Source organism: Ralstonia mojiangensis, from assembly GCF_023955645.1.
Taxonomy (GTDB): domain Bacteria; phylum Pseudomonadota; class Gammaproteobacteria; order Burkholderiales; family Burkholderiaceae; genus Ralstonia; species Ralstonia mojiangensis.
Window position 1 is genome coordinate 169,439 of sequence record NZ_JAMXHU010000001.1, and the last position, 23,346, is coordinate 192,784.

22 protein-coding genes are annotated in these 23,346 nt (G+C 63.7%); 13 read left to right on the top strand and 9 right to left on the bottom strand.

Going from position 1 to position 23,346, the window contains the following annotated elements; translation table 11 throughout:
• Positions 1 to 43 precede the first annotated feature (43 nt).
• The 5 genes from secF to queA form a co-directional block, all read right to left on the bottom strand.
• The gene (secF, locus tag NG898_RS00770; protein WP_252690684.1) at positions 44 to 1,015 is read right to left on the bottom strand and encodes a protein translocase subunit SecF; all 972 of its coding nucleotides are present in this window, start codon (positions 1,013 to 1,015) and stop codon (positions 44 to 46) included.
• A gap of 77 nt (positions 1,016 to 1,092) precedes the next feature.
• Positions 1,093 to 2,982 carry a protein translocase subunit SecD gene (gene secD / locus NG898_RS00775; RefSeq protein ID WP_252690685.1) on the bottom strand — a complete coding sequence of 630 codons (1,890 nt, stop codon included), beginning with the start codon at positions 2,980 to 2,982 and terminating at the stop codon, positions 1,093 to 1,095.
• Positions 2,983 to 3,093: 111 nt separating this feature from the next.
• Positions 3,094 to 3,426 (bottom strand): preprotein translocase subunit YajC, encoded by a 333-nt coding sequence (gene yajC, locus NG898_RS00780; protein ID WP_024979062.1) that lies wholly within the window; start codon positions 3,424 to 3,426, stop codon positions 3,094 to 3,096.
• A gap of 105 nt (positions 3,427 to 3,531) precedes the next feature.
• Complete coding sequence (gene tgt / locus NG898_RS00785; RefSeq protein ID WP_252690686.1) at positions 3,532 to 4,683, bottom strand: tRNA guanosine(34) transglycosylase Tgt; 1,152 nt, start codon at positions 4,681 to 4,683, stop codon at positions 3,532 to 3,534.
• 2 nt (positions 4,684 to 4,685) lie between these two features.
• A complete protein-coding gene (gene queA, locus NG898_RS00790) occupies positions 4,686 to 5,756 on the bottom strand; it encodes a tRNA preQ1(34) S-adenosylmethionine ribosyltransferase-isomerase QueA (RefSeq protein WP_252690687.1) in 1,071 nt (356 codons plus the stop codon).
• Between the two features lie 131 nt (positions 5,757 to 5,887).
• Here queA and recG point away from each other — a divergent pair, with 131 nt between their 5' ends.
• The gene (recG, locus tag NG898_RS00795) at positions 5,888 to 8,035 is read left to right on the top strand and encodes an ATP-dependent DNA helicase RecG (protein ID WP_252690688.1); all 2,148 of its coding nucleotides are present in this window, start codon (positions 5,888 to 5,890) and stop codon (positions 8,033 to 8,035) included.
• A 21-nt stretch (positions 8,036 to 8,056) separates the two neighbouring features.
• Here the strand turns inward: recG and NG898_RS00800 are convergent, their stop codons facing one another.
• Positions 8,057 to 9,076: a sensor domain-containing diguanylate cyclase gene (locus NG898_RS00800; RefSeq protein WP_252690689.1), complete on the bottom strand. Its 1,020-nt coding sequence runs from the start codon at positions 9,074 to 9,076 to the stop codon at positions 8,057 to 8,059.
• A gap of 187 nt (positions 9,077 to 9,263) precedes the next feature.
• Positions 9,264 to 10,427 carry a metallophosphoesterase gene (locus NG898_RS00805; RefSeq protein ID WP_252690690.1) on the bottom strand — a complete coding sequence of 388 codons (1,164 nt, stop codon included), beginning with the start codon at positions 10,425 to 10,427 and terminating at the stop codon, positions 9,264 to 9,266.
• 151 nt (positions 10,428 to 10,578) lie between these two features.
• Between NG898_RS00805 and NG898_RS00810 the strand changes: the two genes are divergently transcribed.
• From NG898_RS00810 to ubiA, 5 genes are all read left to right on the top strand, one after another.
• On the top strand, positions 10,579 to 11,526 hold the full coding sequence (locus tag NG898_RS00810) for a LysR substrate-binding domain-containing protein (protein ID WP_045202614.1): 948 nt from the start codon (positions 10,579 to 10,581) through the stop codon (positions 11,524 to 11,526).
• 306 nt (positions 11,527 to 11,832) lie between these two features.
• On the top strand, positions 11,833 to 12,075 hold the full coding sequence (locus NG898_RS00815; RefSeq protein ID WP_252690691.1) for a hypothetical protein: 243 nt from the start codon (positions 11,833 to 11,835) through the stop codon (positions 12,073 to 12,075).
• A gap of 174 nt (positions 12,076 to 12,249) precedes the next feature.
• On the top strand, positions 12,250 to 12,750 hold the full coding sequence (locus NG898_RS00820) for a Dps family protein (protein WP_027680580.1): 501 nt from the start codon (positions 12,250 to 12,252) through the stop codon (positions 12,748 to 12,750).
• A 127-nt stretch (positions 12,751 to 12,877) separates the two neighbouring features.
• The gene (gene katG / locus NG898_RS00825) at positions 12,878 to 15,055 is read left to right on the top strand and encodes a catalase/peroxidase HPI (protein WP_252690692.1); all 2,178 of its coding nucleotides are present in this window, start codon (positions 12,878 to 12,880) and stop codon (positions 15,053 to 15,055) included.
• Between the two features lie 68 nt (positions 15,056 to 15,123).
• Positions 15,124 to 15,999, top strand: coding sequence for a 4-hydroxybenzoate octaprenyltransferase (gene ubiA / locus NG898_RS00830; protein WP_252690693.1), 876 nt, complete (start codon positions 15,124 to 15,126; stop codon positions 15,997 to 15,999).
• A 54-nt stretch (positions 16,000 to 16,053) separates the two neighbouring features.
• Here the strand turns inward: ubiA and proC are convergent, their stop codons facing one another.
• Together proC and NG898_RS00840 are read right to left on the bottom strand one after the other, a co-directional pair.
• The gene (gene proC, locus NG898_RS00835; RefSeq protein ID WP_252690694.1) at positions 16,054 to 16,878 is read right to left on the bottom strand and encodes a pyrroline-5-carboxylate reductase; all 825 of its coding nucleotides are present in this window, start codon (positions 16,876 to 16,878) and stop codon (positions 16,054 to 16,056) included.
• Between the two features lie 30 nt (positions 16,879 to 16,908).
• Complete coding sequence (locus NG898_RS00840) at positions 16,909 to 17,625, bottom strand: YggS family pyridoxal phosphate-dependent enzyme (RefSeq protein WP_252690695.1); 717 nt, start codon at positions 17,623 to 17,625, stop codon at positions 16,909 to 16,911.
• A gap of 122 nt (positions 17,626 to 17,747) precedes the next feature.
• Between NG898_RS00840 and NG898_RS00845 the strand changes: the two genes are divergently transcribed.
• The 7 genes from NG898_RS00845 (at position 17,748) to NG898_RS00875 (ending at position 23,321) form a co-directional block, all read left to right on the top strand.
• Positions 17,748 to 18,791, top strand: a complete 1,044-nt coding sequence (locus NG898_RS00845) for a type IV pilus twitching motility protein PilT (RefSeq protein WP_024974790.1) — start codon at positions 17,748 to 17,750, stop codon at positions 18,789 to 18,791.
• 66 nt (positions 18,792 to 18,857) lie between these two features.
• Positions 18,858 to 19,997, top strand: coding sequence for a PilT/PilU family type 4a pilus ATPase (locus NG898_RS00850; protein WP_092972473.1), 1,140 nt, complete (start codon positions 18,858 to 18,860; stop codon positions 19,995 to 19,997).
• A gap of 199 nt (positions 19,998 to 20,196) precedes the next feature.
• A complete protein-coding gene (locus NG898_RS00855) occupies positions 20,197 to 20,634 on the top strand; it encodes a type IV pilin protein (protein WP_260771344.1) in 438 nt (145 codons plus the stop codon).
• Positions 20,635 to 20,642: 8 nt separating this feature from the next.
• Positions 20,643 to 21,116 (top strand): GspH/FimT family pseudopilin, encoded by a 474-nt coding sequence (locus NG898_RS00860; protein WP_252690696.1) that lies wholly within the window; start codon positions 20,643 to 20,645, stop codon positions 21,114 to 21,116.
• Complete coding sequence (gene pilV, locus NG898_RS00865; protein ID WP_252690697.1) at positions 21,113 to 21,715, top strand: type IV pilus modification protein PilV; 603 nt, start codon at positions 21,113 to 21,115, stop codon at positions 21,713 to 21,715. Before NG898_RS00860 ends, pilV begins: the two co-directional genes overlap by 4 nt.
• Positions 21,712 to 22,749, top strand: coding sequence for a PilW family protein (locus NG898_RS00870; RefSeq protein WP_252690698.1), 1,038 nt, complete (start codon positions 21,712 to 21,714; stop codon positions 22,747 to 22,749). Before pilV ends, NG898_RS00870 begins: the two co-directional genes overlap by 4 nt.
• Positions 22,750 to 22,751: 2 nt before the next feature.
• Complete coding sequence (locus tag NG898_RS00875; RefSeq protein ID WP_252690699.1) at positions 22,752 to 23,321, top strand: pilus assembly PilX family protein; 570 nt, start codon at positions 22,752 to 22,754, stop codon at positions 23,319 to 23,321.
• The last annotated feature ends 25 nt before the right edge of the window (positions 23,322 to 23,346 follow it).

Genomic DNA, 23,346 nt, shown 5'->3' on the forward strand with positions numbered 1-23,346 from the left:
TTGCCCGAGGAATGAGTCCTCCGGGCAGCGTGTAGCAGGATCTTCAAACCTGCGCGCCGAAGTTCGGATCGTCTTCCTTCGGGCCACCGGCCTTCTTTTCAGATTTGACCAAGTCTTCGCGCTTGACGCCCAGCCACATGCACAGCGCAGCAGCCACAAACACCGACGAGTAGATGCCGAACAGAATACCGATCGTCAGGGCCAGGGCGAAGTAGTGCAGCGTCGGGCCGCCGAACACCAGCATCGACACCACCATCATTTCGGTCGAGCCGTGGGTGATGATCGTGCGCGAGATGGTGCTGGTAATCGCGTGATCGATCACCTCGTGCGTGTTCATCTTGCGGTACTTGCGGAACGCTTCGCGGATCCGGTCGAAAATCACCACGGATTCGTTGACCGAATAGCCCAGCACCGCCAGCACCCCCGCCAGCACCGACAGCGAAAATTCCCACTGGAAGAAGGCGAAGAAGCCCAGGATGATCACGACGTCGTGCAAGTTGGCGATCACGCCGGCCACGGCGAACTTCCATTCGAAGCGGATCGACAGGTAAATCACGATGCCGACCACCACGAACAGCAGCGCCAGCAGGCCGTCGGTGGCGAGTTCCTTCCCGACTTGCGGGCCGACGAACTCAACGCGCTGCAGCTTGGCGTCAGGGTTGGCGGCGTTCAGGGCCGTCATCACCTGTTGGCTTTGCACGGCCGAGGCGATGGGCTTGCCATCCGGACCGGTCTTGAGCGGCAGGCGAATCATCACGTCGCGCGAGGTGCCAAAGTTCTGCACCTGCGCATCGGCATAGCCGAGCTTCTCAACGTCGCCGCGGATCTTCGGCAGATCGGCGGCCTGGGTGTAAGCGACTTCCATCACCGTACCGCCAGTGAACTCCACCGACAGGTGCAGCCCCTTGTGGAACAGGAAGAAGACAGCAGCGATAAACGTCAGGAACGACAGCGCGTTGAGAATCAACGCGTGCTTCATGAACGGAATGTCGCGGCGGATGCGGAAAAACTCCATGGTCTGCCCTTTGTGGCGACCGCCCCTTTTGTGCCGGGGCGGTGCCGGTTATGCGAGATTCGTTGTGGGTGGCGTGATTACTTGGCGGGCGATTGCGTGTCCGTATTGCCCGGTTTCCACACCTGCCCGATGGCGACGCTCTGCAGCTTCTTCTTGCGGCCGTACCAGAGATTCACGAGACCGCGGTTGAAGAACACCGCCGAGAACATGGATGTGCCGATCCCGAGGCAGTGCACGATCGCGAAGCCGCGTACCGGGCCCGAACCAAAGGCGATCAACGCAAGACCGGCGATGAGCGTGGTCACGTTCGAATCGAGGATGGTTGCCCAGGCGCGGTCAAAACCGGCAGCGATAGCCATCTGTGCCGATGCGCCGCTGCGCAGCTCTTCACGCACGCGTTCGTTGATCAGCACGTTGGCATCAATGGCCATACCGAGCGCCAGTGCGATAGCCGCGATACCCGGCAGCGTGAGCGTGGCCTGCAGCATGGAGAGCAGGGCGATCAGCAGGAACACGTTGACGCCCAGGGCTGCCACCGAGAACGCACCGAACAGCATGTAGTACAGCACCATGAACACCGAGATGGCGAGGAAGCCGTACAGCGCTGAATCGAAGCCCTTTTTGATGTTGTCCGCACCCAGCGACGGGCCGATGGTGCGCTCTTCGATGATTTCCATCGGCGCCGCCAGCGAGCCTGCACGCAGCAGCAGCGCCAAGTCGGACGCCGCCTCGGTCGAGCCCATGCCGGTGATCTGGAAGCGCGAGCCCAGTTCTGACTGGATGGTCGCCACCGTCAGCACTTCGCCCTTGCCCTTTTCAAAGAGCACGATGCCCATGCGCTTGCCGATGTTGTCACGCGAGACATCGCGCAGCATGCGGCCGCCCTGGCCGTCGAGCGTGATGTCGACCGACGAATTGTGGTTCTGATCGAAGCCGGCCGAGGCGCTGGTGATGCGGTCGCCCGTGAAGATCACCTGCTTTTGCAGCAGCACCGGAGCGCTGCGGCCTTGCGTGAACAGTTCGTCGCCCAGCGGCACCGGATCGCCTGCACGCGGCACGAGCGGGGCGTTCGGATCTGCCAGGCGCGCTTCCAGCGTGGCGGTGCGGCCGATGATGTCCTTGGCCTTGGCCGTGTCCTGCACGCCGGGCAGTTGCACGACGATGCGGTCCGGACCCTGCTGCTGGATCACCGGTTCAGCCACGCCGAGTTCATTCACCCGGTTATGCAGCGTGACGATGTTCTGCTTGACCGCGTTGTCCTGCACTTCCTTCATCGCAGCGGCGGTAAAGGTACCGGTGAGCGTGGCGCCGTCGGCGCTCTTGTCCACGGTGTAGGCCAGTTCGCGGGTCGAATCGGCCAGCAGTGCACGGGCGCGGTCGGCCTCGTCCGGGGTGCTGAACTTGATCGTGATCGTGTTGTTGTTGCGGTCGATGCCGCTGTGGCGGATGCCCTTGTCGCGCAGTTGCGTGCGGATGTCGCCGGCCAGCGAGTCGAGCTTCTTCGTCACGGCGCCGTTCATGTCGACCTGCAGCAGGAAGTGCACGCCACCGCGCAAGTCCAGGCCCAGGAACATCGGCTTGGCAAAGAACGGAGCGCCGCTCAACCAGCGCGGGGAGCCTGGCAGCAGGTTCAGCGCCACGATGTAGGTCGGATCGGCTTGATCAGTGTTCAGGCCGCGAGCCAGGACGTCCTTGGCCTTGAGCTGCGTGTCGGTGTCGGCAAAACGCACGCGCACGCTGGCGGAGGTGCCGTTATTGTCGAAGAACACGCCGTTTGGCTGAATGCTGGCCGCGGCCAGCAGGCTTTCGACCTGCTTTTGCACGTTCAGGTCGACCTTGACGGTGGCCTTGCCCGAAGACACCTGCACAGCAGGCGCCTCACCGAAGAAATTCGGCAGCGTATAGAGGAACCCAATGGCAAGCGCCACCAGGATCACAATGTATTTCCAGAGCGGATAGCGATTCATCTTGGAATGCAGAGAGGCGACGCCGAGGGGCGCGGGCGCGGATTCTTAGAATAGGCGCTGCCTGGGGTTCCGGCGCCAGCGCAATCGTGCGCGGCGCCGGGATGGGCCGATTTACAGTGCCTTGAGCGTGCCCTTGGGCAGCACGGTCGTCACGGCGCTCTTCTGGACGGTGATTTCGGTGTTGGCAGCAATTTCCACGGTGACATATTGCTCAGCCACCTTGCTAACTTTGCCCAGAATGCCGCCAGCGGTGACGACTTCGTCGCCCTTGGCCAGGGCTTCGAGCATCGCCTTGGTTTCTTTCTGGCGCTTCATTTGCGGGCGGATCATGATGAACCACAGCACCACGAACATCAGGATGATGGGCAGGAAGCTCATCAGGCCACCCGCGGCACCACCAACAGCCGGTGCAGTTTGCGCGTAAGCGTCGGAAATCAGGAACACGTCAGAACTCCGTAATGGTTCGTCAATCGGTCAAAAATCGGACCCGACATTCTACCATTGCGGTGCCGCGGCAAATGGGCGCGCCTGGCGCCCTGTTGAGCGGGGTTACAGCGCCCCGCGCGCGCGGTCTGCGGCAAAGCTGGCCTGGAATGCGGCAAAGCCGTGCGACTCGATGGCGGTGCGCATCTCGGCCATCAATTCCAGGTAGTAATACAGGTTGTGGATGGTGTTCAGGCGGGCCCCCAGGATTTCGCCGACGCGCTGCAGGTGGTGCAGGTAGGCGCGCGAGAAATTGCTGCAGGTGTAGCAGCCGCAGGTCTCGTCCAGCGGGCGCGGATCATTGCGGTGTACCGCGTTCTTGATCTTGATGTCGCCAAAGCGGGTGAAGAGCCAGCCGTTGCGCGCGTTGCGGGTCGGCATCACGCAGTCGAACATATCGATGCCGCTGGCAACGCCTGCCACCAGATCTTCCGGCGTGCCGACGCCCATCAAATAATGCGGTTTGTTGGCAGGCAGACGCGGCGCCACGTGCTGCAGCACGCGCATCATGTCTTCCTTGGGCTCCCCCACCGACAGCCCGCCGATGGCGTAGCCGCCGAAACCTTCGCCGCCGGCATCGGCATCAATCGCTTGCAAACCGGCCAGCGATTCATCACGCAGGTTCTCGAACATGCCGCCCTGGACGATGGCGAACAGTGCGTTCGGATTTTTCTCGCGCTCGAATTCGTTGCGCGAGCGTTGTGCCCAGCGCAGGCTCATGCGCATTGAGGCTGCAGCTTCGGCCTCGGTTGCAGGGCGATCGCCAATCTTGTACGGCGTGCATTCGTCGAACTGCATGACGATGTCCGAGTTCAGCCGGCGCTGGATCTGCATCGAGATCTCCGGCGACAGGAACAGCTTGTCGCCATTGATGGGCGATGCAAACGTCACCCCTTCTTCGGTGATCTTGCGCAGATCACCCAGCGAAAACACTTGAAAACCGCCGGAATCGGTCAGGATGGGCTTATCCCAGCCATTGAAGCCGTGCAGGCCCTTGTGTGCGTCCATCACCTCCAGCCCGGGGCGCAGCCACAGGTGGAACGTGTTACCCAGGATGATCTGCGCGCCAATGTCCTTCAGCTCCGCCGGGGACATCGCCTTGACCGCACCATAGGTGCCCACCGGCATGAAGATGGGCGTTTCGACCACGCCGTGGTTCAGGGTCATGCGGCCGCGTCGGGCGAGGCCATCGGTGGTGAGCAGTTCGTACTTGAGCATGGTCAGAGCGATTGGGTTTCGCCGGGTTCGCCGGGTTCGGTAGAGGCGCGCGTCAGCAGCATGGCGTCGCCGTAACTGAAGAAGCGGTAGCGCTGGGCGATGGCGTGCTGGTAGGCGCCTCGGATGGCGCTCATGCCGGCAAATGCCGATACCAGCATCAACAACGTCGATTTAGGCAGGTGGAAGTTGGTCACCAGCAGGTCGACGGCGCGGAACCGGTAGCCGGGGGTGATGAAAATGTCGGTCTCGCCGCTGCAGGCATTGAGCGTGCCGTCTGGCTGCGCGGCCGATTCAAGCGCGCGCATCGACGTGGTGCCCACCGCGATCACGCGGCCGCCGGCTGCGCGCGTGGCGCGGATGGCTTCGGCCAGTTCGGGCGTGATTTCGTACCACTCGCTGTGCATGCGGTGCTCGGCGATGTTTTCCACGCGCACCGGCTGGAACGTGCCGGCGCCCACGTGCAGCGTAAGGAAGCCGCGCTTGACGCCCATCGCGTCCAGCTTGGCGAACAGCGCATCGTCAAAATGCAGGCCCGCCGTGGGCGCCGCGACGGCGCCCGGATTGCGCGCATACACGGTCTGGTAACGCGTCTCGTCAAAGCTGTCGGGGTCGTGCTCGATGTAGGGCGGCAGCGGCAGGCGGCCGTATTGCTCGATCAGATCCAGCGCCGGCTTTGGGAAACGCAACGTAAAGAACGGCTCGGCGCGGGGGCCGACCGTCACGTCAAAGGCGTCGGCCAGGCGCAGTGTCGTGCCCTCGACCGGTGATTTGCTGGAGCGGATTTGCGCCAACACGGTGTGCTCGTCCAGCAGGCGCTCAATGAGCACCTCCACCTTGCCGCCGCTGGCCTTGTGGCCGAAAAAGCGTGCCTTGATGACACGGGTGTCGTTAAAGACGAGCAGGTCGCCGGGGCGCAGGTAGTCGACCAGATCGGCAAACTGGCGGTCTTCGAAATGCACGGCATCCTCCGTACGGCGGACGGCCAGCAGGCGGCTCGCGGTGCGGTCGGGCAGGGCGGTTTGTGCGATCAGCTCGGGCGGCAGATCGAAGTCGAAATCGGACAGCGTCAGCATGAAAAGTGGCGCAGACGTGGATTGCGCCAAGTGATGGTGGCGGGCGCCGGTACAATCGGGCGACTCGCAAAGTTCGCCATTGTAAACGCCCTGTGCCGCCTCGCGCCCGTTCCGCCACTGATGCTGCTCCTATGCCCGACGCTGATACCGCGCCGGCGCCAAAGCCAAAACGCGCAGCCCCGGCAGACAAGCCAGCCAAGGCAGCAGCCAAGACCGCCCGCCCGGCCGACAAACTCGCCAAACTTGGCCTGCACCGCGATGTCGATCTCGTTCTGCATCTGCCGATGCGCTACGAGGACGAAACCACGCTGCTGACCATTGCCGAAGCCACGGCGCGGGCCAATACCGGCTGGGCCGCGCAGGTGGAAGGCACGGTCACGCGCAATGAAGTGGCATTCCGGCCACGCCGGCAACTCGTTGTGCATATCGCCGATGAGTCGGGCGAGCTGGTTCTGCGTTTTCTCAATTTCTACGGCAGCCAAGTCAAGCAGATGGCCGAAGGCGTGCGCCTGCGCGTGCGCGGCGAAGTGCGCGGTGGCTTCTTCGGCGCCGAGATGGTGCACCCGACCGTGCGCGCCGTGGCGGAAGATGAACCGCTGCCCGACCGCCTGACACCGGTGTATCCGAGCACGGCTGGCGTGGCGCAGGCCTATCTGCGCAAGGCGATCCTCAACGCGCTCACGCGCACGCCGCTGCCGGAAACGCTGCCGAACAGCCTCGTCAGCGGCCCGCTCGCGCCGCTCAAGCTGATGACGCCTGCCGATGCCGTGCGCCTGCTGCATCAACCGACGCCCGATGTCGACGAGCACAGCTTGGTCGAGCGCACGCACCCGGCGTGGCTGCGCATCAAGTTCGATGAACTGCTGTCGCAGCAGCTGTCGCTCAAGCGTGCGCAGGCCGCGCGCCGCATGCGCAATGCGCCCATCCTGCGCGACAGCGGCAAGGATGGACTGCTCGCGCGCTTCATGAATGCGCTGCCGTTCAAACTGACCGGCGCCCAGGCTCGCGTATGGGAAGAGATCCGCGCCGACCTTGCGCACCCGTACCCGATGCAGCGATTGCTGCAGGGCGACGTGGGCAGCGGCAAGACCGTCATTGCCGCGCTGGCAGCGTGCCAGGCCATCGATGCCGGCTGGCAGGCAGCACTGATGGCGCCAACCGAACTGCTGGCCGAGCAGCATTACCGCAAGCTTTCTGCCTGGTTGGAACCGCTGGGCGTGGACATCGTCTGGCTGGCTGGCAGCCTCAAGCGCAAGCAGAAGGACGAGGCGGCGGCGCGCGTGGCGGCCGGCACGGCGCAACTCGTGATCGGCACACACGCGCTGATTCAGGACGCCGTGACGTTCGCGCGGCTGGGTCTGGCGGTGGTCGATGAACAGCATCGCTTTGGCGTGGCACAGCGGCTCGCTCTGCGCGGCAAGGCGAGCAATGGCGATGCACCTGCCGCCAACGCCCAGGTGCCGCACCAACTGATGATGTCCGCCACGCCCATCCCGCGCACGCTGGCGATGACGTATTACGCCGATCTCGACGTCTCAGCCATCGACGAACTACCGCCTGGCCGCACGCCCATCGTCACGCGCCTGGTAAACGATGCGCGCCGCGACGAGGTGATTGAGCGCATCTACGCCGCAGCACGCGAAGGTCGGCAGGTCTATTGGGTCTGTCCGCTGATCGAAGAGAGCGAAGCGCTGCAGCTGCAGACTGCCGTCGAAACCTTCGAGACGCTTTCCCAGAGCCTGGAAGGTTTGAAGGTCGGTCTCGTGCATGGACGTCTGCCATCGGCCGAGAAGGCCGCCGTGATGAGCGCCTTCGCCGGCGGCGAGCTGCACGTGCTGGTGGCCACCACCGTCATTGAAGTCGGCGTGGACGTGCCCAATGCCTCGTTGATGGTGATCGAGCACGCCGAGCGCTTTGGCCTGGCGCAGCTGCATCAGCTACGCGGGCGGGTGGGCCGCGGCACGGCGGAATCGGTATGCGTGCTGCTGTATCAGGCGCCTCTGTCGCCGACGGCCAAGCAGCGTCTGCAGACCATGCGCGAAACCACCGATGGTTTCGAAATCGCCCGGCGCGATCTGGAGATCCGTGGCCCCGGCGAATTCCTGGGCGCGCGGCAGTCGGGCGAAGCGATGCTGCGCTTTGCCGATCTGAACCACGATGCGTGGCTCGTCGAATTTGCCCAAGGAGCGGCGGACGACATGCTCGCCCGCTTTCCGGAAGCCGTCGACACCCATCTCAAGCGCTGGCTGGGCGAGCGCGAGCACTACCTGCGCGTCTAAGGCCGGCGGCGCACGCCTTTTTTAGTGCGCCAACTGCGCCTGCTTGCGCAAGCGCTTGGCGGTGTACATCGCACGATCGGCCTGATCGAGCAGGGCGGTGATCTCGGTGCCGTCTTCTGGCATCACCGCCACGCCGATGCTTACGCGCAGGTCCAGCGGCTGGCCTTCGAACACGTACGGTTGCTGCACCTCTTCGATAAGCCGCTCGCTTTGCGCCTGCGCATCCGCCCGCGCGCCAACGCCGGGCAGGATCACGGCAAACTCATCGCCGCCCACGCGCGCCACCGTGTCGGAGCGCCGTGCCGTGCGGCCCATGCGCTGTGCGGTCTCCCGGATCGCCGCATCGCCGGCACGGTGGCCATGGCGATCATTGATGAGCTTGAGATTGTCCATGTCGACATTGAGCACGCCCAAGCCGCCATGCGCGCGTTGCGCCAGGTGGATCGACTGCCGCAGGCGGTCATAGAACAGCGCGCGGTTGGGGAGGTCGGTCAGCGCGTCGTGCGTGGCGCGCAGATATAACTGATCGCGCTCGGCGTTGGCGGCGTGGAACATGGCTGCGGCGATCAGCTCGGACATCAGCTCCAACACGCTGATGTCGCTTTCGCTGAAGGCGTCCACTTCCGGCGCCACCAGCTTGAGCACGCCGACCGTGGTGTCGAGATGCCGCAGCGGCGTGACCACCATTGAGCGCAAACCCACACGGCGGCAGGCTTCGCGGTCGACACGCGCGTCGGTTTCGGAGTCTGTGCATTGCAGAATTTCGCCGGTCTGCACGCACAGGCCCGACAGGCTGCCCTTGCGCGCCAGCCGCAGGCCCAGCAGCGTTTCGGTCAGGCCCGAGGTGGCGCGGTAGACCATCTCATCGCCTTCCGCCAATTCGACGACCGCGCCCGTCGCGCACGTCAGATGCTGGGCCCGCTCGGTGACCAGCGCCATGATCGCGCCCAGATCCGTGCCCAGTTTGGCGATCTCTGACTGCGCTCGCACGATTTCAAGGAGCGTGGCGGGGTTTTGCAGAGGCGGGTGGTCGAACGACATGGGGCGCGGCGCGGGTGTGGCTGTGAGTCGGGCGATTCTAGCCCGTCACCCGAACGACATAGACCGAAATGTCGCCGGTGTGAGGCGCCGTTACAACTTTCGGATGCACTGCGACGGTGCGGGCCGACTCGGCAAGCCGCAAGACGTTGACGCCATATGGTCTTGGCCGGACGCCCGCGCCTACGGTTCAGCCCACGGTCGGCTCCAGCCGTATCAGCGTGATCTCCGACGGCGCGCCGAACCGCTTGGGTGGGCCCCAATATCCTGTGCCGCGGCTGGTGTAGATCCACAGGCGCCCGAGCTTGTGCAACCCCGCCGTAAAGGGCTGCTGCAGCGGAACAAAAAGGCTCCACGGCCAGAACTGGCCGCCATGCGTGTGCCCCGACAGTTGCAGGTCGAAGCCGGCCTCTGCTGCGGCAGGAGCGCTGCGCGGTTGATGCGCGAGGAGGATGGTGGGCGTGACGCCGGGGGGCGACCCTGCCAGCGCCCGCGTCGGATCGCTCGCGTGCGCGGCGTCGAACTTAACTGCACTGAAATCCGTCACCCCCGCGATCACCAGTGACGCGCCGTCGTGTTCAAGCACCGTATGCTCGTTCATCAACACGCGCATGCCGAGCCGCTCGAACTCCGACACCCAAGGGCCGACGCCGGAGTAGTACTCGTGATTGCCCGTCACCGCAAAAACGCCGTGCCGAGCCGACATGCCGGCCAGCGGCGCGATATGCGGACGCAGCACGTCGACCTCGCCGTCCACCAGATCGCCCGTCACGGCGATGACATCCGGTTGCAATGCATTGAGCCGCTCGACCACGCCGGTTACATAGGCACGCTTGATGGTGGGCCCGACATGCAGATCGGTGATTTGCGCGATGGTGAAGCCGTGCAGCGCGGCAGGCAGGTCTGCAATGGGCACCGTCACCCGTGCGACGCGGGGAATGCGGCGCGCATTGACATAGCCGATCAACGTCACCAGCAAGGTGAGGGCGACGACGAGCAGGGCCGAGTCGTGCCGATAAGTCTGCGGCAGCACGATCAGCGCGACGTCGCGCAGCAGCGTCAGGACCAGCAGCGACGAAAACAGGCCCATCAGCAAGGCGCCGACCCAGGTCACGCGATCGGCCAGCGAGATGGGACGGATCACGAAGCGCGCTGCCATCCCGGTTGGAATCATCACCGTCGATACGAGCAGGAAGAGGACGCCTGCAGCCCAGCCCGCACTGTTCCAGCCCAGATCCGGCAGCAGCCGCCATCCGATGTAGAGATGCAGCGCTGCCATGAGCCCGACCGTCGTCATCAGGAAGCGGCGTCTGCCGCGGGGCAGGGATCGGCTGCCGTTAGGTTCGTCACTCATGTGGGGGCGGCTCCTTTTGTCTCGGTGGGGCGTATCCCCGGAAGATGGGGCGGCTGGCAGCGTTGTCAATGCCAGGCCGCCGTTCGAACCTCAAGCAACATTGCACGTCCCTTGGTAAAATCTATCGATATCCCCAAGCCGATTGATCGTCATGACGCTCACTGAACTGAAATACATCGTCGCCGTCGCGCGGGAACGCCACTTTGGGCGTGCCGCCGAGGCCTGCTTCGTCTCGCAGCCGACGCTGTCGGTCGCCATCAAGAAGCTGGAAGACGAACTGGCCGTGCAGATTTTCGAGCGCGGCGCATCTGAAGTGAGCGTCACGCCCGTCGGCGAGCAAATCGTCACACAGGCGCAGCGCGTGCTTGAACAGACGATGGCGATCCGCGAGATTGCCAAGCAGGGGATGGACCCGCTGGCCGGGCCGCTGCGCTTGGGGGTGATCTACACGATCGGGCCGTACCTGCTGCCCGCGCTCGTCAAGCAGATGATCGACACCGTCCCGCAGATGCCACTGATGCTGCAGGAGAACTTCACCGTGCGGCTGGTGGAGCTGCTCAAGCAGGGCGAGATCGACTGCGCCATCATGGCAGAGCCGTTTCCGGAGGCCGGCCTGATGACGGTGCCGCTGTACGACGAACCCTTTGTCGTGGCGGTGCCGCGCGGTCACGAACTGGCCAAGGCGTCGTCGGTGGACCCGGAAGCGCTCAAGCAGCAGACCATGCTGCTGCTCGGCAACGGGCATTGCTTCCGCGATCACGTGCTGGGCGTGTGCCCGGAGCTGTCGCGCTTCTCGCAGAACGCGGACGGTATTCAGAAGACGTTCGAAGGCTCGTCGCTGGAAACGATCCGCCATATGGTCGCCAGCGGCGTGGGCATTACGGTGCTGCCGCGCACGTCGGTGCCCAGCATGCAGCCCGCCGCCACCGATCTGCTCAGTTACGTGCCCTTCCAGGAGCCTGTGCCCGACCGCCGCGTTGTTCTGGCCTGGCGCAAGAGCTTCACCCGCATTGCCGCGATTGAAGCGGTGGCCAAGGCGGTCGCGCAATGCGAACTGCCCGGCATCAAGCTGTTGCCGCCCACCCCGCTGATTCATTGATCCTCTGAAGTAGCCGTTGGTCGTCATTCAATGACGGCCATAGCGCACGTCTAATTGATAGATAAAAACAATCAAATATACGTATCGATAGCGCAAAGGTAGACTGTTTTCCATGGTGAGCGCATCGCTCACTGCCCAATCACCGTGGAGCCCGTCATGTCCCTGCCGCTTGCCTCGAACACCGTCGCGACCGTGCTGGAATGGCTCGCTGCCTATGGGGAATCGCACTGACCTGATGGATGCATGAAGCTGCCCGCGCTTGTCGTTCGGGCATCAGGAACGCGCGGGGTCGCAAGGAGAAAAAGCATGGCAATGGTGCGGATGTTTGTTTCGGAATGGCAGGGGTTTGCGGGCGCCGTGCGCGCGTCGCAGGCAGAGGTGCCGACGTTGTCCGGTATGCCCGGCAGTGCGGCTGGTGGGCTCGGCACCCGCGCTGCTGAATCCGCCCGCCTGCAACGCAAGTGGGTGCGCAAGCAGATCGGTCTAACGATCGTGGCTGCCGGCGCTATGATCGTGCTCCTGCACGGTACGGTGCAGCTCATGGTCTGATGACCGGCCTGATGCTCGGTTGCCAGCCGCTCTGCGTTTCGTCATAGGACGATGCGACGATCGGAACTTGCTGCGCGAGCGGCAACCGAAAGAAGGCTCCAAGCACGCGTGTCCCGACGCTGAATCCAGCGGACGGCATCGCGTTTTTGCACACCACTTCATAGGGGAATCCAGATGGCAAAGAAGAACAGCGGCGCGCCTGCCGCAGCCCAGATCAACATCGGCATTGCTGACAAGGATCGCAAGAAGATCGCAGAAGGCCTGTCGCGCCTGCTGGCCGATACCTACTCGCTCTATCTGAAGACGCATTACTTCCACTGGAACGTCACCGGCCCGATGTTCAACACGCTGCATCTGATGTTCGAGACGCAGTACAACGAACTGTGGAATGCCGTCGACCCCGTGGCCGAACGCATCCGCGCCCTGGGCTATCCGGCACCGGGCTCGTATTCGGAGTTCGCCAAGCTGTCGTCGATTCCGGAATCGAAGGGCATTCCCGAAGCGATGGACATGGTGCGCGAACTGGTGGCCGGTCACGAAGCCGTGACGCGCACCGCCCGCAGCCTGTTCCCCGACGTCGACAAGGCCGCCGACGAACCGACCGCCGACCTGCTGACGCAACGCATGGACATTCACGAAAAGACCGCGTGGATGCTGCGTTCGCTCCTGGCTTAAGGCTGACCTGACGGCCGTTCGCCACGTTTGCGACAGGCGTTTCGACAGCAGCGAATTGCGCCCCACCCGCGAGCCCGTTGTGTTGCGGAGGGGGCGGCATCAACCCCATGACCTAGACGAGAGAATCATGACGACTGAAGCCAAATGCCCGTTTTCCGGCCATGCTCCCGCTGCTTCGCACACCTTCGGTGGCGGTACGGCCAACAAGGATTGGTGGCCCAATCAGCTGCGTGTTGATCTGCTGAACCAGCATTCCGAGAAGTCCGATCCGCTCGGGTCGAGCTTCAACTACCGCAAGTCGTTCAATGCGATTGACTACGACGCGCTCAAGGCCGATCTGCGCCGCCTGATGACGGACTCGCAAGACTGGTGGCCGGCAGACTTTGGGCACTATGGCCCGCAGTTCATCCGCATGGCATGGCACGCTGCCGGCACGTACCGCACGGGTGATGGCCGTGGCGGCGCAGGGCGCGGCCAGCAACGATTCGCACCGCTCAACTCCTGGCCCGACAACGTCAACATCGACAAGTCGCGCCGCTTGCTGTGGCCGATCAAGCAGAAGTACGGCCAGGCAATCTCGTGGGCCGACCTGCTGATCCTGACAGGCAACGTGGCACTCGAAACCATGGGCTTCCGCACCTTCGGCTTTGCCGCTGGCCGTGAGGACACCTGGGAACCGGACAACGACGTCTATTGGGGCAGCGAGACCGCTTGGCTGGCGCCCACCAACAATCCCAACAGCCGCTACTCGGGCGACCGCAATCTTGCGAACCCGCTGGCCGCCGTGCAAATGGGCCTGATCTATGTGAACCCGGAAGGCCCGGACGGCAACGGAGATCCGCTGGCTGCCGCACGCGATATCCGCGACACCTTCGCCCGCATGGCGATGGATGATGAAGAAACCGTCGCGCTGATCGCCGGCGGCCACACCTTCGGCAAAACGCACGGCGCGGGCGCGGCAAGCCATGTTGGCGCTGATGTCGAAGCGGCTCCGCTGGAAGCGCAAGGCCTGGGCTGGGCCAGCACATATGGGACCGGCAAGGGTGCCGACGCCATCACCAGCGGGCTGGAAGTCACCTGGACGCAGACCCCTGCGCAATGGAGCAATTTCTTCTTCGAAAACCTGTTCAAGTACGAATGGGTGCAGGAGAAGAGCCCGGCCGGGGCGCTGCAATGGGTGGCCAAGGACGCCGAGGCGATCATTCCGGGCCCCACGCCCGATTCGCCCAAGCGTCGCCCGACGATGCTGACGACCGACCTGTCGTTGCGCTTCGATCCGGCGTACGAAAAGATCTCGCGCCGCTTCCTCGACAACCCGCAGGCATTTGCTGAAGCTTTTGCGCGCGCCTGGTTCAAGCTCACGCACCGTGATCTCGGCCCGAAGTCGCGTTACCTCGGCCCCGAAGTGCCGCGTGAAGACCTGATCTGGCAAGACCCGCTGCCGGCTGCCACGCACAAGCCGACCGAGGCCGACATCGCCGACCTCAAGGCGAAGATTGCTGCTTCCGGTCTGTCGGCCTCCGAGCTGGTTGCGGTGGCATGGGCATCCGCCTCGACCTTCCGCGGTTCGGACAAGCGCGGCGGTGCCAACGGTGCTCGCATTCGCCTGGCCCCGCAGAACGACTGGGCAGTCAACCAGCCGGTGGCCGGCACGCTGGCCAAGCTGGAGGAGATTCAACGCGCTTCCGGCAAGGCTTCGCTGGCCGATGTGATCGTGCTGGCGGGCAGCGTCGGTATCGAACTGGCCGCCAAGGCAGCCGGGACGACGATCACCGTGCCGTTCACGCCGGGCCGCGTCGATGCCACGGCCGAGCAAACCGACGCCGCTTCGTTCGCGCCGCTCGAACCGGTGGCCGACGGCTTCCGCAACTACCAGAAAGCCGACTACGCGATGCCGGCCGAAGTGTTGCTGCTCGACAAGGCTCAGTTGCTGACGCTGACCGCGCCTGAACTGACGGTGCTGATCGGTGGCCTGCGCGCCATCAACATCAACGCAGATGGCAGCCAGCACGGCGTACTTACCGCCACGCCGGGCGCGCTGACCAACGATTTCTTCGTCAACCTGCTCGACATGGGCACCGAATGGAAGGCCGCCGGCAACATCTACGAGGGGTTCGATCGTAAGACGGGTCAACTCAAGTGGACCGGCACACGCGTCGATCTGGTGTTCGGCTCGAATTCGATCCTGCGCGCACTGGCCGAGGTGTTTGGCTGCGCCGACGGTAAAGAGCGCTTCATCAGCGAGTTCGTTGCCGCTTGGGTCAAGGTGATGAATCTCGACCGGTTCGATTTGGCCGCCGCCTAAGCTGCTTTCGGCGGGACTAAAATGGCGCCTTGCCTCGTGCAGGCGCCATTTTTCTTTGGTGATTTCCCATGCAATCGTCCGCCGCCCAACCCAGCCGCCTCATGCTCTATGCGCGCCTGATGCGCATGGACAAACCGATCGGCACGCTGCTGCTGCTGTGGCCGACGCTGTGGGCGCTGTGGATGGCCGCTGATGGCCATCCGCCGGTGTCGCTGGTGGTGATTTTCACGGTCGGCACATTCCTGATGCGCTCGGCTGGCTGCGCCGTCAACGACTGGGCAGATCGCGACTTTGACAAACACGTCAAACGCACCAAGGAGCGGCCGCTCACCGCTGGCCTGATTGCCCCGTGGGAAGCGCTGGCGGTTGCGGCGGTGCTGTCGCTCATCGCCTTCACGCTGATCCTGCCGCTCAATGCGCTGACCAAATGGATGTCGGTGGCGGCCATCGTGATTGCCGGCACGTATCCGTTCTTCAAGCGGTTCTTCGCGATTCCGCAGGCGTACCTGGGTATCGCGTTCGGGTTCGGGATCCCGATGGCGTACGCGGCAGTGCAGGATCAGGTGCCTGTGCTGGCGTGGCTGATGCTCGCAGGCAATGTGTTCTGGGCGATCGCCTACGACACTGCGTATGCCATGGTCGATCGCGATGATGATCTGCTCATCGGCATCAAAACGTCAGCCATTACCTTTGGACGTTATGACGTGGCGGCGATCATGCTGTGCTACGTGGGGTTCTTCGGGATCATGGCCTGGGCTGGCCACGTGATGGCGCTAGGCGTGGCGTATTGGATTGGGTTTGCCGCTGCCGTGGCGTTGTCGCTTTGGTATTACCCGATGCTGCAGACGCGCGATCGGATGAAGTGCTTTTTTGTTTTCCGGCATAACAATTGGCTGGGGGCGTGTTTGTTTGCCGGTGTGGCGGGGGCGTATTTGCTGCGCTAGGGCGTTGCTGGTCCATCCCGCGCTTCATACTCAGCCGGGGATGGACCGACAGGTTCAATCCCGCCCGAATTCCTCGCCCATCTCCTTACCGCGTGCCGCTGCAGCATGCATCGCGCGTACAAAGGCAGCCTTGATACCGGCCCCTTCCATCGAAGTCAGCGCCGCGTAGGTCGTCCCACCCTTGGATGTCACGCGCTCGCGCAGTACCTCAACCGGCTCGGTCGATTGGCCTGCCAGCGTGGCCGCGCCAATGAACGTCTCCACCGCCAGCGTGCGCCCATCCTCGGCCGACAGCCCCAGCTCCTGCGCCGCCTGCTGCATCGCCTCGATGAAATAGAACACGTATGCCGGGCCGCTACCCGAGATGGCGGTCACCGCATCAATCTGCGCCTCGGCGGGCACCCACACGCTCTTGCCGACGGCATTGGCGATGGCGCTGGCGGTCACGCGGTCGTCGCCGGACAAGCCAGCGTTGGCGGCCAGGCCCGTCATACCCAGACCGGAAAGCGCTGGTGTATTCGGCATCGCCCGAACCACACGTGCGTGGCCATTCAGCCAGCGTGACAGATCCTGGATCCGGATGCCTGCCGCCACCGACAGCACCAGGCTGTCGCCCAGATGCGGTGCGAGTTGCGCGCAGACTTCACGCATCTGCTGCGGCTTGACTGCCAGGACGATCACGTCGCGGTCGGCCAGTTCTGCGCCCGGGGCGGCAGCGGTGTGGGCGCCCCAGGTTTGTTCGGCGCGGCTGCGGGCAGGCTCGGTCGGATCCACCACCACGATGTTGGCGCCGTGCGCGCCCTTGGCAATCAGGCCGCCGATGAGGGCCGCCGCCATGTTGCCGCCGCCGATGAAGCCGAGTTTCAGAGTGTCGAGCATGAGAGTGGTGGTGTGAGAGAAAACAGGAATTCAGGCGTTGGCATACTGCCGTGCCCCGAAGATGGCGCTGCCGACGCGCACAATGGTGGCGCCTTCGGCAATGGCGTCTTCCAGGTCGGCGGACATGCCCATCGAGAGCGTATCGAGCGGGATGCCGGCCTCGCGAAGCCGGCCCGCCAGCGCACGCAGATCAGCAAACGGCTTGCGCTGCGCGGCGGGGTCATCGCTCGGCTCAGGCACGGCCATCAAGCCGCGCAATTGCAGACGGGGCAGTGCCGAGACGGCTTGTGCCACGGCAAGCACCTCATCGAAATCGGGCAGCAGGCCATGTTTGCTGGCCTGGCGGCTGATATTGATCTCAAGACAGACCTGCAGCGGCGGCAAGGTGTCGGGGCGCTGGGCCGAGAGGCGCTCGGCAATCTTGAGGCGGTCAACGCTGTGCACCCAGTCGAACTGTTCGGCCACGGCACGCGTCTTGTTGCTCTGCAGGGGGCCGATGAAGTGCCAGCGGACCGGGTCGGCACCCGTGCGCAGGTCGGCCAGCGCGTCGATCTTGGCGATGCCTTCCTGCACGTAGTTTTCGCCGAAGAGGCGTTGCCCTGCGGCATGTGCGGCGCGTACGGCATCGGCGTCGAACGTCTTGGAAACGGCCAGCAATGTGACACCCGCAGCATCGCGCGAAGCCAGTGTGCAGGCCGTTGTGATCCGTTGACGCACGGCTTGCAAGTTGGCGGCGATTACAGACATAATCCGGCGACGTTTGTTACAAATAAACAAGGTTCCGGCACGTCAAAACAACGGCTCGGAGCGCGTCTGGAGGCGCCATTGCGACGCCCGGGCGACATAAAAAAGTCGGGGGTCATTATAAGATGGACATCGCGCAGCTTCTGGCGTTTTCCGCCAAGAACAAGGCGTCGGACTTGCACCTGTCGGCCGGACTGCCGCCGATGATCCGGATCCACGGCGACATGCGCCGGATCAACGTGCCACCGCTCACGCACCAAGACGTGCACTCCATGGTGTATGACATCATGAGCGACGGGCAGCGCAAGGTCTACGAAGAAAACCTGGAAGTCGACTTCTCGTTTGAGATCCCCGGCCTCTCGCGTTTCCGGGTCAACGCGTTCAACCAGAACCGCGGCGCTTCGGCCGTGTTCCGGACGATTCCGTCGAAGGTGCTCTCGCTGGACGACCTGAAGGCGCCTGCCGTGTTTGCGGACTTGGCGATGAAGCCGCGCGGCCTGGTGCTCGTCACGGGCCCGACCGGCTCGGGCAAGTCGACCACGCTTGCCGCGATGGTCAACCACCGCAACGAAAACGATATGGGCCACATCCTCACGGTGGAGGACCCGATCGAATTCGTGCACGAATCGAAGAAGAGCCTGATCAACCAGCGTGAACTCGGGCCCCATACCCATTCGTTCGCCAATGCGCTGAAGTCGGCGTTGCGTGAAGATCCGGATGTGGTGCTGGTGGGCGAATTGCGTGATCTTGAGACCATTCGCCTGGCGCTCACCGCCGCAGAAACGGGCCACTTGGTGTTCGGCACGCTGCACACCAGCTCGGCCGCCAAGACCATCGACCGGGTTGTCGACGTGTTTCCGTCGGACGAAAAAGAGATGGTCCGGACCATGCTTTCCGAATCGCTGGAGGCGGTGATCTCGCAGACGCTGCTCAAGACGCGCGACGGTTCGGGCCGGATTGCGGCGCATGAAATCATGATTGCCACGCCGGCCATCCGTCACTTGATCCGCGAGAACAAGATCTCGCAGATGTACTCGATGATGCAGACGAGCAGCGGCATGGGCATGCAGACGCTCGACCAATGTCTGTCGGAGCTGATCAAGCGCTCGGCGATCAACTACGCAGACGCGCGCGCCATCGCCAAGAACCCGGACGCGTTCGCGAGCTGATACGCGAACTGATGCGCTGACTGATACGTCAGCGCGCTTTCCAATTTTCTTCAGGAGGGGCACGCCATGCTGGACCGCGAAGCCGCCACCAAATACATCCACGAACTCTTGCAGTTGATGGTGAACAGCCGTGGCTCGGACTTGTTCATCACGTCGGAATTTCCGCCCGCGATCAAGGTGGACGGCAAGGTCACGCCGATTTCGCAGCAGCCGCTGAATGCCGTGCAGGCCGTCGGTCTGGTCAAGTCGATCATGAACGAGAAGCAGCTGCGCGAGTACGAAGACAGCTCGGAATGCAACTTCGCCATCACGGCGCCGGGTGCGGGGCGTTTCCGCGTGTCGGCGTTCATGCAGCAGGGCCGCGCCGGCATGGTGCTGCGGACCATCAACACGAAGATCCCGACGCTGGGCGAGCTGGATTTGCCGCCGATCCTGAACGAGATCGTGATGAGCAAGCGCGGGCTGGTGATCGTGGTGGGTGCCACGGGCTCGGGCAAGTCGACCTCGCTGGCGGCGATGGTGGGCTATCGCAACGCGAATTCGTATGGCCACATCATCACCATCGAAGATCCGGTGGAATACGTGCACACCCACCAGAATTGCGTGGTGACGCAGCGTGAAGTGGGCGTGGATACCGAGTCCTGGCACGTGGCGCTGAAGAACACGCTTCGCCAGGCGCCGGATGTGATCCTGATCGGCGAAATCCGGGATCGCGACACGATGGAATACGCCATCCAGTACGCGGAAACCGGCCACTTGTGCCTCGCCACGCTGCACGCCAACAGCTCAAACCAGGCCATCGACCGGATCATCAACTTCTTCCCCGAGGAGAAGCGTCAGCAGCTGCTGATCGACTTGTCGCTGAACCTGCGCGCGATGATCGCGCAACGCCTGTTGCCGCGTCAGGGTAGGAAGGGGCGCGTGCCGGCCGTCGAAATCATGCTGGCCACCCCGCTGGTGCAAGACCTCATCTTCAAGGGCGAGGTGCACGAGCTGAAGGAGGTCATGAAGAAATCCCGCGAGCAGGGGATGATCTCGTTCGATCAGGCGCTCTTCGAGCTGTACGAGGAAAACAAGATCACTTACGAGGACGCGCTGCGCAACGCGGACTCCCTCAACGATCTGCGCTTGCAGATCAAGCTGCACAGCAAGCGTGGCGGACAGACGGATCTGTCTGCCGGCACCGAGCATCTCAACGTCGTGTGATGTGTCGAACGCGCTACATCATTTGAGGTAATTTGCGGCGCACAACGTTTGCGTCGTCGGAATGTCCACCCGGTCGTCATGATCTTTCCTTAATATTTGCTGAGAATTGCCGTATAGACCGGCAAGCACGCCTGCCAAGTCACTTGGCAGGCGTGGATAACAAAGAAATTGCTTCAGCAAATACGGGTGGGTAGAAAACGTGGCAAGCAAGCCGATACGCCAACGCGCGCAGGCGGCGCGTGGCTTTACGCTGATTGAGCTGATGATCACGGTGGCCATTGTGGGCATCCTGGCGATCATTGCTTATCCCAGCTACGTCCAGTACATCGTCCGCTCCAATCGGGCAGCGGCGGAATCCTTCATGCAGGAAGTCGCGGCCGCGCAGGAGCGCTTCCTGCTCGACAACCGCGCTTATGCGCCGAACCTGACCACGTTGCAATACGCCAGCAACGTGCCGGCCAACGTTTCGCCCAACTACACCTTCACGTTGAGCGCGAGCAGTGTGCCGCCGTCTTACCAACTGGCGGCGAGCCCGCAGGGGTCGCAGCAGGTGAATGACACCGCCTGCGGCACGCTCACCCTGACGAACACGGGTGCCAAGGGAGCGTCCACTGGCGCCGCCAACTGCTGGAAGTGAGGCGAGCCATGAATCCCCTGCGCAAGCCCATTCAAGGTTTCACGCTGACCGAGCTGATGGTCACGCTGGCCGTGCTCGCCATTCTCGTGACGATTGCCGTGCCGTCGTTCTCGGGAATGATTGCGACACAGGCCACGCGCAATGCATCGTTCGATCTGTCGTCCGCCGTGTCGTTGGCGCGTGCGGAGGCAGTCAAGCAGAACGCCATCGCGACCGTCTCAACCACCAGCAACTGGGCGACTGGCTGGACGCTGACGGTAGGCACGCCCGCCACAGTGATCCGCACCTTCGGCCCCTACAGCGGCGTGACCATTGCGGCGAGCAACGGCAATACGCTGTCGTTCGGCAACGATGGCCGACCGACTGCAGGCGGCGTTACGTTCCAGGTCACGCCGACGAGCGCGTCGCAATCGGTCTCCTCGAGTTGCGTACAGGTGGGCGGCACCGGCCGCGTCGCCGTGGTGTCGGGGACGTGCTCATGAGCGCCGCCGCACGCTTTCACCATCGCAGGCCGCGCAAGGCCGCGCAGCGCGGGTCGACTCTGATCGAAATCCTGATTTCGGTCGTGATCCTGCTGGTCGCGCTGCTGGGCGCGGCCGGCATGATGGTCCGCTCGAACCAGTCCGAGATGGAGTCTTACCAGCGCGTGCAGGCCCTGACGCTGTTGCAGGACATGGCCGCGCGACTCAACGCGAACCGCCAGGTGGCCTCGTGCTACGCCGTGGCCGGTGCGATGACCACCGTCGGCACGGGCGGTGTCTCGGCACCCAGTTGCACGACCGGCACGGCCGCACAGCAAGCCACCGTCACCACCGATCTCGCGGCTTGGAACAATGCGCTGCTCGGCAATACGGAGACCGCCGCCAGCGGCACCGTGGCCTTGGGCGCCATGATCGGGGCGCGCGGCTGTATCGAGGCTGTCGACACGGTCAACCAGGTCTATCGCGTGACCGTCGCATGGCAAGGCATGGTGCAGACCGTAGCGCCGGCGTTGCCCTGTGGCAGCGGCAGCGGCAATTACGGTAACGACGCCTATCGGCGCGCCATCAGCGTGCAGGTGCGCATGGGGGTGCTGTCATGACGCCGAACCGCACGTTGCGCCGTCTGCAGCGCGGGATGTCGCTGGTCGAACTGATGGTCGGCATGACGCTGGGGCTGTTGCTGCTGACCGCGCTGGCGAGCTTGTATGCATCGACCTCGCAATCGCGCGTGCAACTCGGCAACAGCGCCACGCAGATCGAGAATGGACGCTATGCGCTCGACATCATCAGCCAGGAAGTCGCGCTCGGAGGCTTCCTTGGCGATCTGAATCTGCTGGGAACCTCAGCGGTGGCAACGCCCGATGTGTGCGCAAGCGCCACCAACGCACTTGGCTTTACCAACAGCCCTGCGACGGTGCCGGTGGCCATCTACGGTTACGTGCCCGGTGCGAATGCGGCGCCATGCCTGCCCAACCTGTCCCCCAACTCGGAAATCCTGGTGGTGCGTCGCGTGTCGAGCACCGTCACCTCGGCGAGCGCCGTCGCGGCAGGTCAGGCCTATTTGCAGGACTCGTTCTGCAGCACCGACACGTCGCCCTTTGTGTTCAGCGCGACCGCAACGGATTTCACGCTCAAGGAAAAGACCTGCAGCAAGCCCGCAGACCTGCGCCAGGTCAGCGTACGAGCGTTCTACCTCGCCACATGCGACCGCTGCGGCACGGGTGGCGACAGCATTCCCACGCTCAAGATGGTCGAGTTTTCCAGCGGTGCAATGCAACCGCCCAACTCGATCGCCCAAGGCATCGACGACGTGCATTTCGTCTATGGCGTGGATATGGACGGCAACGGTTCGCCCGATTGCTACGTGGCCAATCCAGGCATCGATAACAGCGCCGCCTGTACCACCGTGAGCGGCTACAACTGGCTCGCATCCGCCGCGACCAACTGGAGCAACGTGACCGCCGTGCGCATCAACGTGCTCGCGCGCACGCTGGGCGTGTCGCCGGGCTGGACGGACACGCGGTCTTACGACATGGGCCGCGGCACGCTCACCGCCCCTTTCAACGATGGCTACAAGCGACACGTCTATGCGGAACTCGCACGCGTCGCCAATGTAGCCGGCCCACGGGAGTAGCCATGCGGCGCTTATCGGTTCGCCAATCGGCGCGTCAGTCGGGCGTGACCCTTGTTGTCACGCTGATCTTCCTGGCGATCTTCATGGGCATCGTCGTGATGATGATGAATTCGGGCGTGATCAACACCAAGATCGCCGCCAACCAGCAATACGGCCTCGAAGCGCGCAGCGCTGCGCAGCAGGGCATTGAACAGGTCATCAGCGCGGATTTCACCTCCAACCCGGTCGCCACCAGCGTGCCGGTGGACGTCAACGGCGATGGCAAGACGGATTACACCGCGCAGGTTGCGGCGCCCGCTTGCGTAGCAACCAAGGCGATTGCCAACACGCAATTGACCACCGATACGACCAGTCCCAACTTCGCCGCCGACTCGTCCTGCTTCAGCGGCGTGAACAACAACTCCGACACCGGCATCCTGACTGCCGCCGGTACACCGGGTGGCATGTCGAATTGCAGTGCGACGCAGTGGGATGTCGCCGCCACCGTCAACGATGTGAACGGCACGGCCGTGAACACCACGCTGCATCAGGGCGTTGCGGTTCGCGTGCTGACCGGCGCGGCGTGTCCGTAAGCCAACGCGCAAAGCCAGGAAGAAC

Excerpts from the sequence above, each read along its gene's own strand:
- queA (WP_252690687.1), bottom strand. The coding sequence starts at position 5,756 with ATGCTGACGCTGTCCGATTTCGACTTCGATCTGCCGCCCGAGCTGATC.
- recG (WP_252690688.1), top strand. The coding sequence starts at position 5,888 with ATGCCCGACGCTGATACCGCGCCGGCGCCAAAGCCAAAACGCGCAGCC.
- NG898_RS00800 (WP_252690689.1), bottom strand. The coding sequence starts at position 9,076 with ATGTCGTTCGACCACCCGCCTCTGCAAAACCCCGCCACGCTCCTTGAA.
- NG898_RS00840 (WP_252690695.1), bottom strand. The coding sequence starts at position 17,625 with ATGTCTGTAATCGCCGCCAACTTGCAAGCCGTGCGTCAACGGATCACA.
- pilV (WP_252690697.1), top strand. The coding sequence starts at position 21,113 with ATGAGCGCCGCCGCACGCTTTCACCATCGCAGGCCGCGCAAGGCCGCG.
- NG898_RS00870 (WP_252690698.1), top strand. The coding sequence starts at position 21,712 with ATGACGCCGAACCGCACGTTGCGCCGTCTGCAGCGCGGGATGTCGCTG.
- secF (WP_252690684.1), bottom strand. The coding sequence starts at position 1,015 with ATGGAGTTTTTCCGCATCCGCCGCGACATTCCGTTCATGAAGCACGCG.
- NG898_RS00850 (WP_092972473.1), top strand. The coding sequence starts at position 18,858 with ATGCTGGACCGCGAAGCCGCCACCAAATACATCCACGAACTCTTGCAG.
- katG (WP_252690692.1), top strand. The coding sequence starts at position 12,878 with ATGACGACTGAAGCCAAATGCCCGTTTTCCGGCCATGCTCCCGCTGCT.
- proC (WP_252690694.1), bottom strand. The coding sequence starts at position 16,878 with ATGCTCGACACTCTGAAACTCGGCTTCATCGGCGGCGGCAACATGGCG.
- NG898_RS00845 (WP_024974790.1), top strand. The coding sequence starts at position 17,748 with ATGGACATCGCGCAGCTTCTGGCGTTTTCCGCCAAGAACAAGGCGTCG.
- NG898_RS00860 (WP_252690696.1), top strand. The coding sequence starts at position 20,643 with ATGAATCCCCTGCGCAAGCCCATTCAAGGTTTCACGCTGACCGAGCTG.
- NG898_RS00810 (WP_045202614.1), top strand. The coding sequence starts at position 10,579 with ATGACGCTCACTGAACTGAAATACATCGTCGCCGTCGCGCGGGAACGC.
- NG898_RS00805 (WP_252690690.1), bottom strand. The coding sequence starts at position 10,427 with ATGAGTGACGAACCTAACGGCAGCCGATCCCTGCCCCGCGGCAGACGC.
- NG898_RS00815 (WP_252690691.1), top strand. The coding sequence starts at position 11,833 with ATGGCAATGGTGCGGATGTTTGTTTCGGAATGGCAGGGGTTTGCGGGC.
- tgt (WP_252690686.1), bottom strand. The coding sequence starts at position 4,683 with ATGCTCAAGTACGAACTGCTCACCACCGATGGCCTCGCCCGACGCGGC.
- NG898_RS00875 (WP_252690699.1), top strand. The coding sequence starts at position 22,752 with ATGCGGCGCTTATCGGTTCGCCAATCGGCGCGTCAGTCGGGCGTGACC.
- NG898_RS00820 (WP_027680580.1), top strand. The coding sequence starts at position 12,250 with ATGGCAAAGAAGAACAGCGGCGCGCCTGCCGCAGCCCAGATCAACATC.
- ubiA (WP_252690693.1), top strand. The coding sequence starts at position 15,124 with ATGCAATCGTCCGCCGCCCAACCCAGCCGCCTCATGCTCTATGCGCGC.
- secD (WP_252690685.1), bottom strand. The coding sequence starts at position 2,982 with ATGAATCGCTATCCGCTCTGGAAATACATTGTGATCCTGGTGGCGCTT.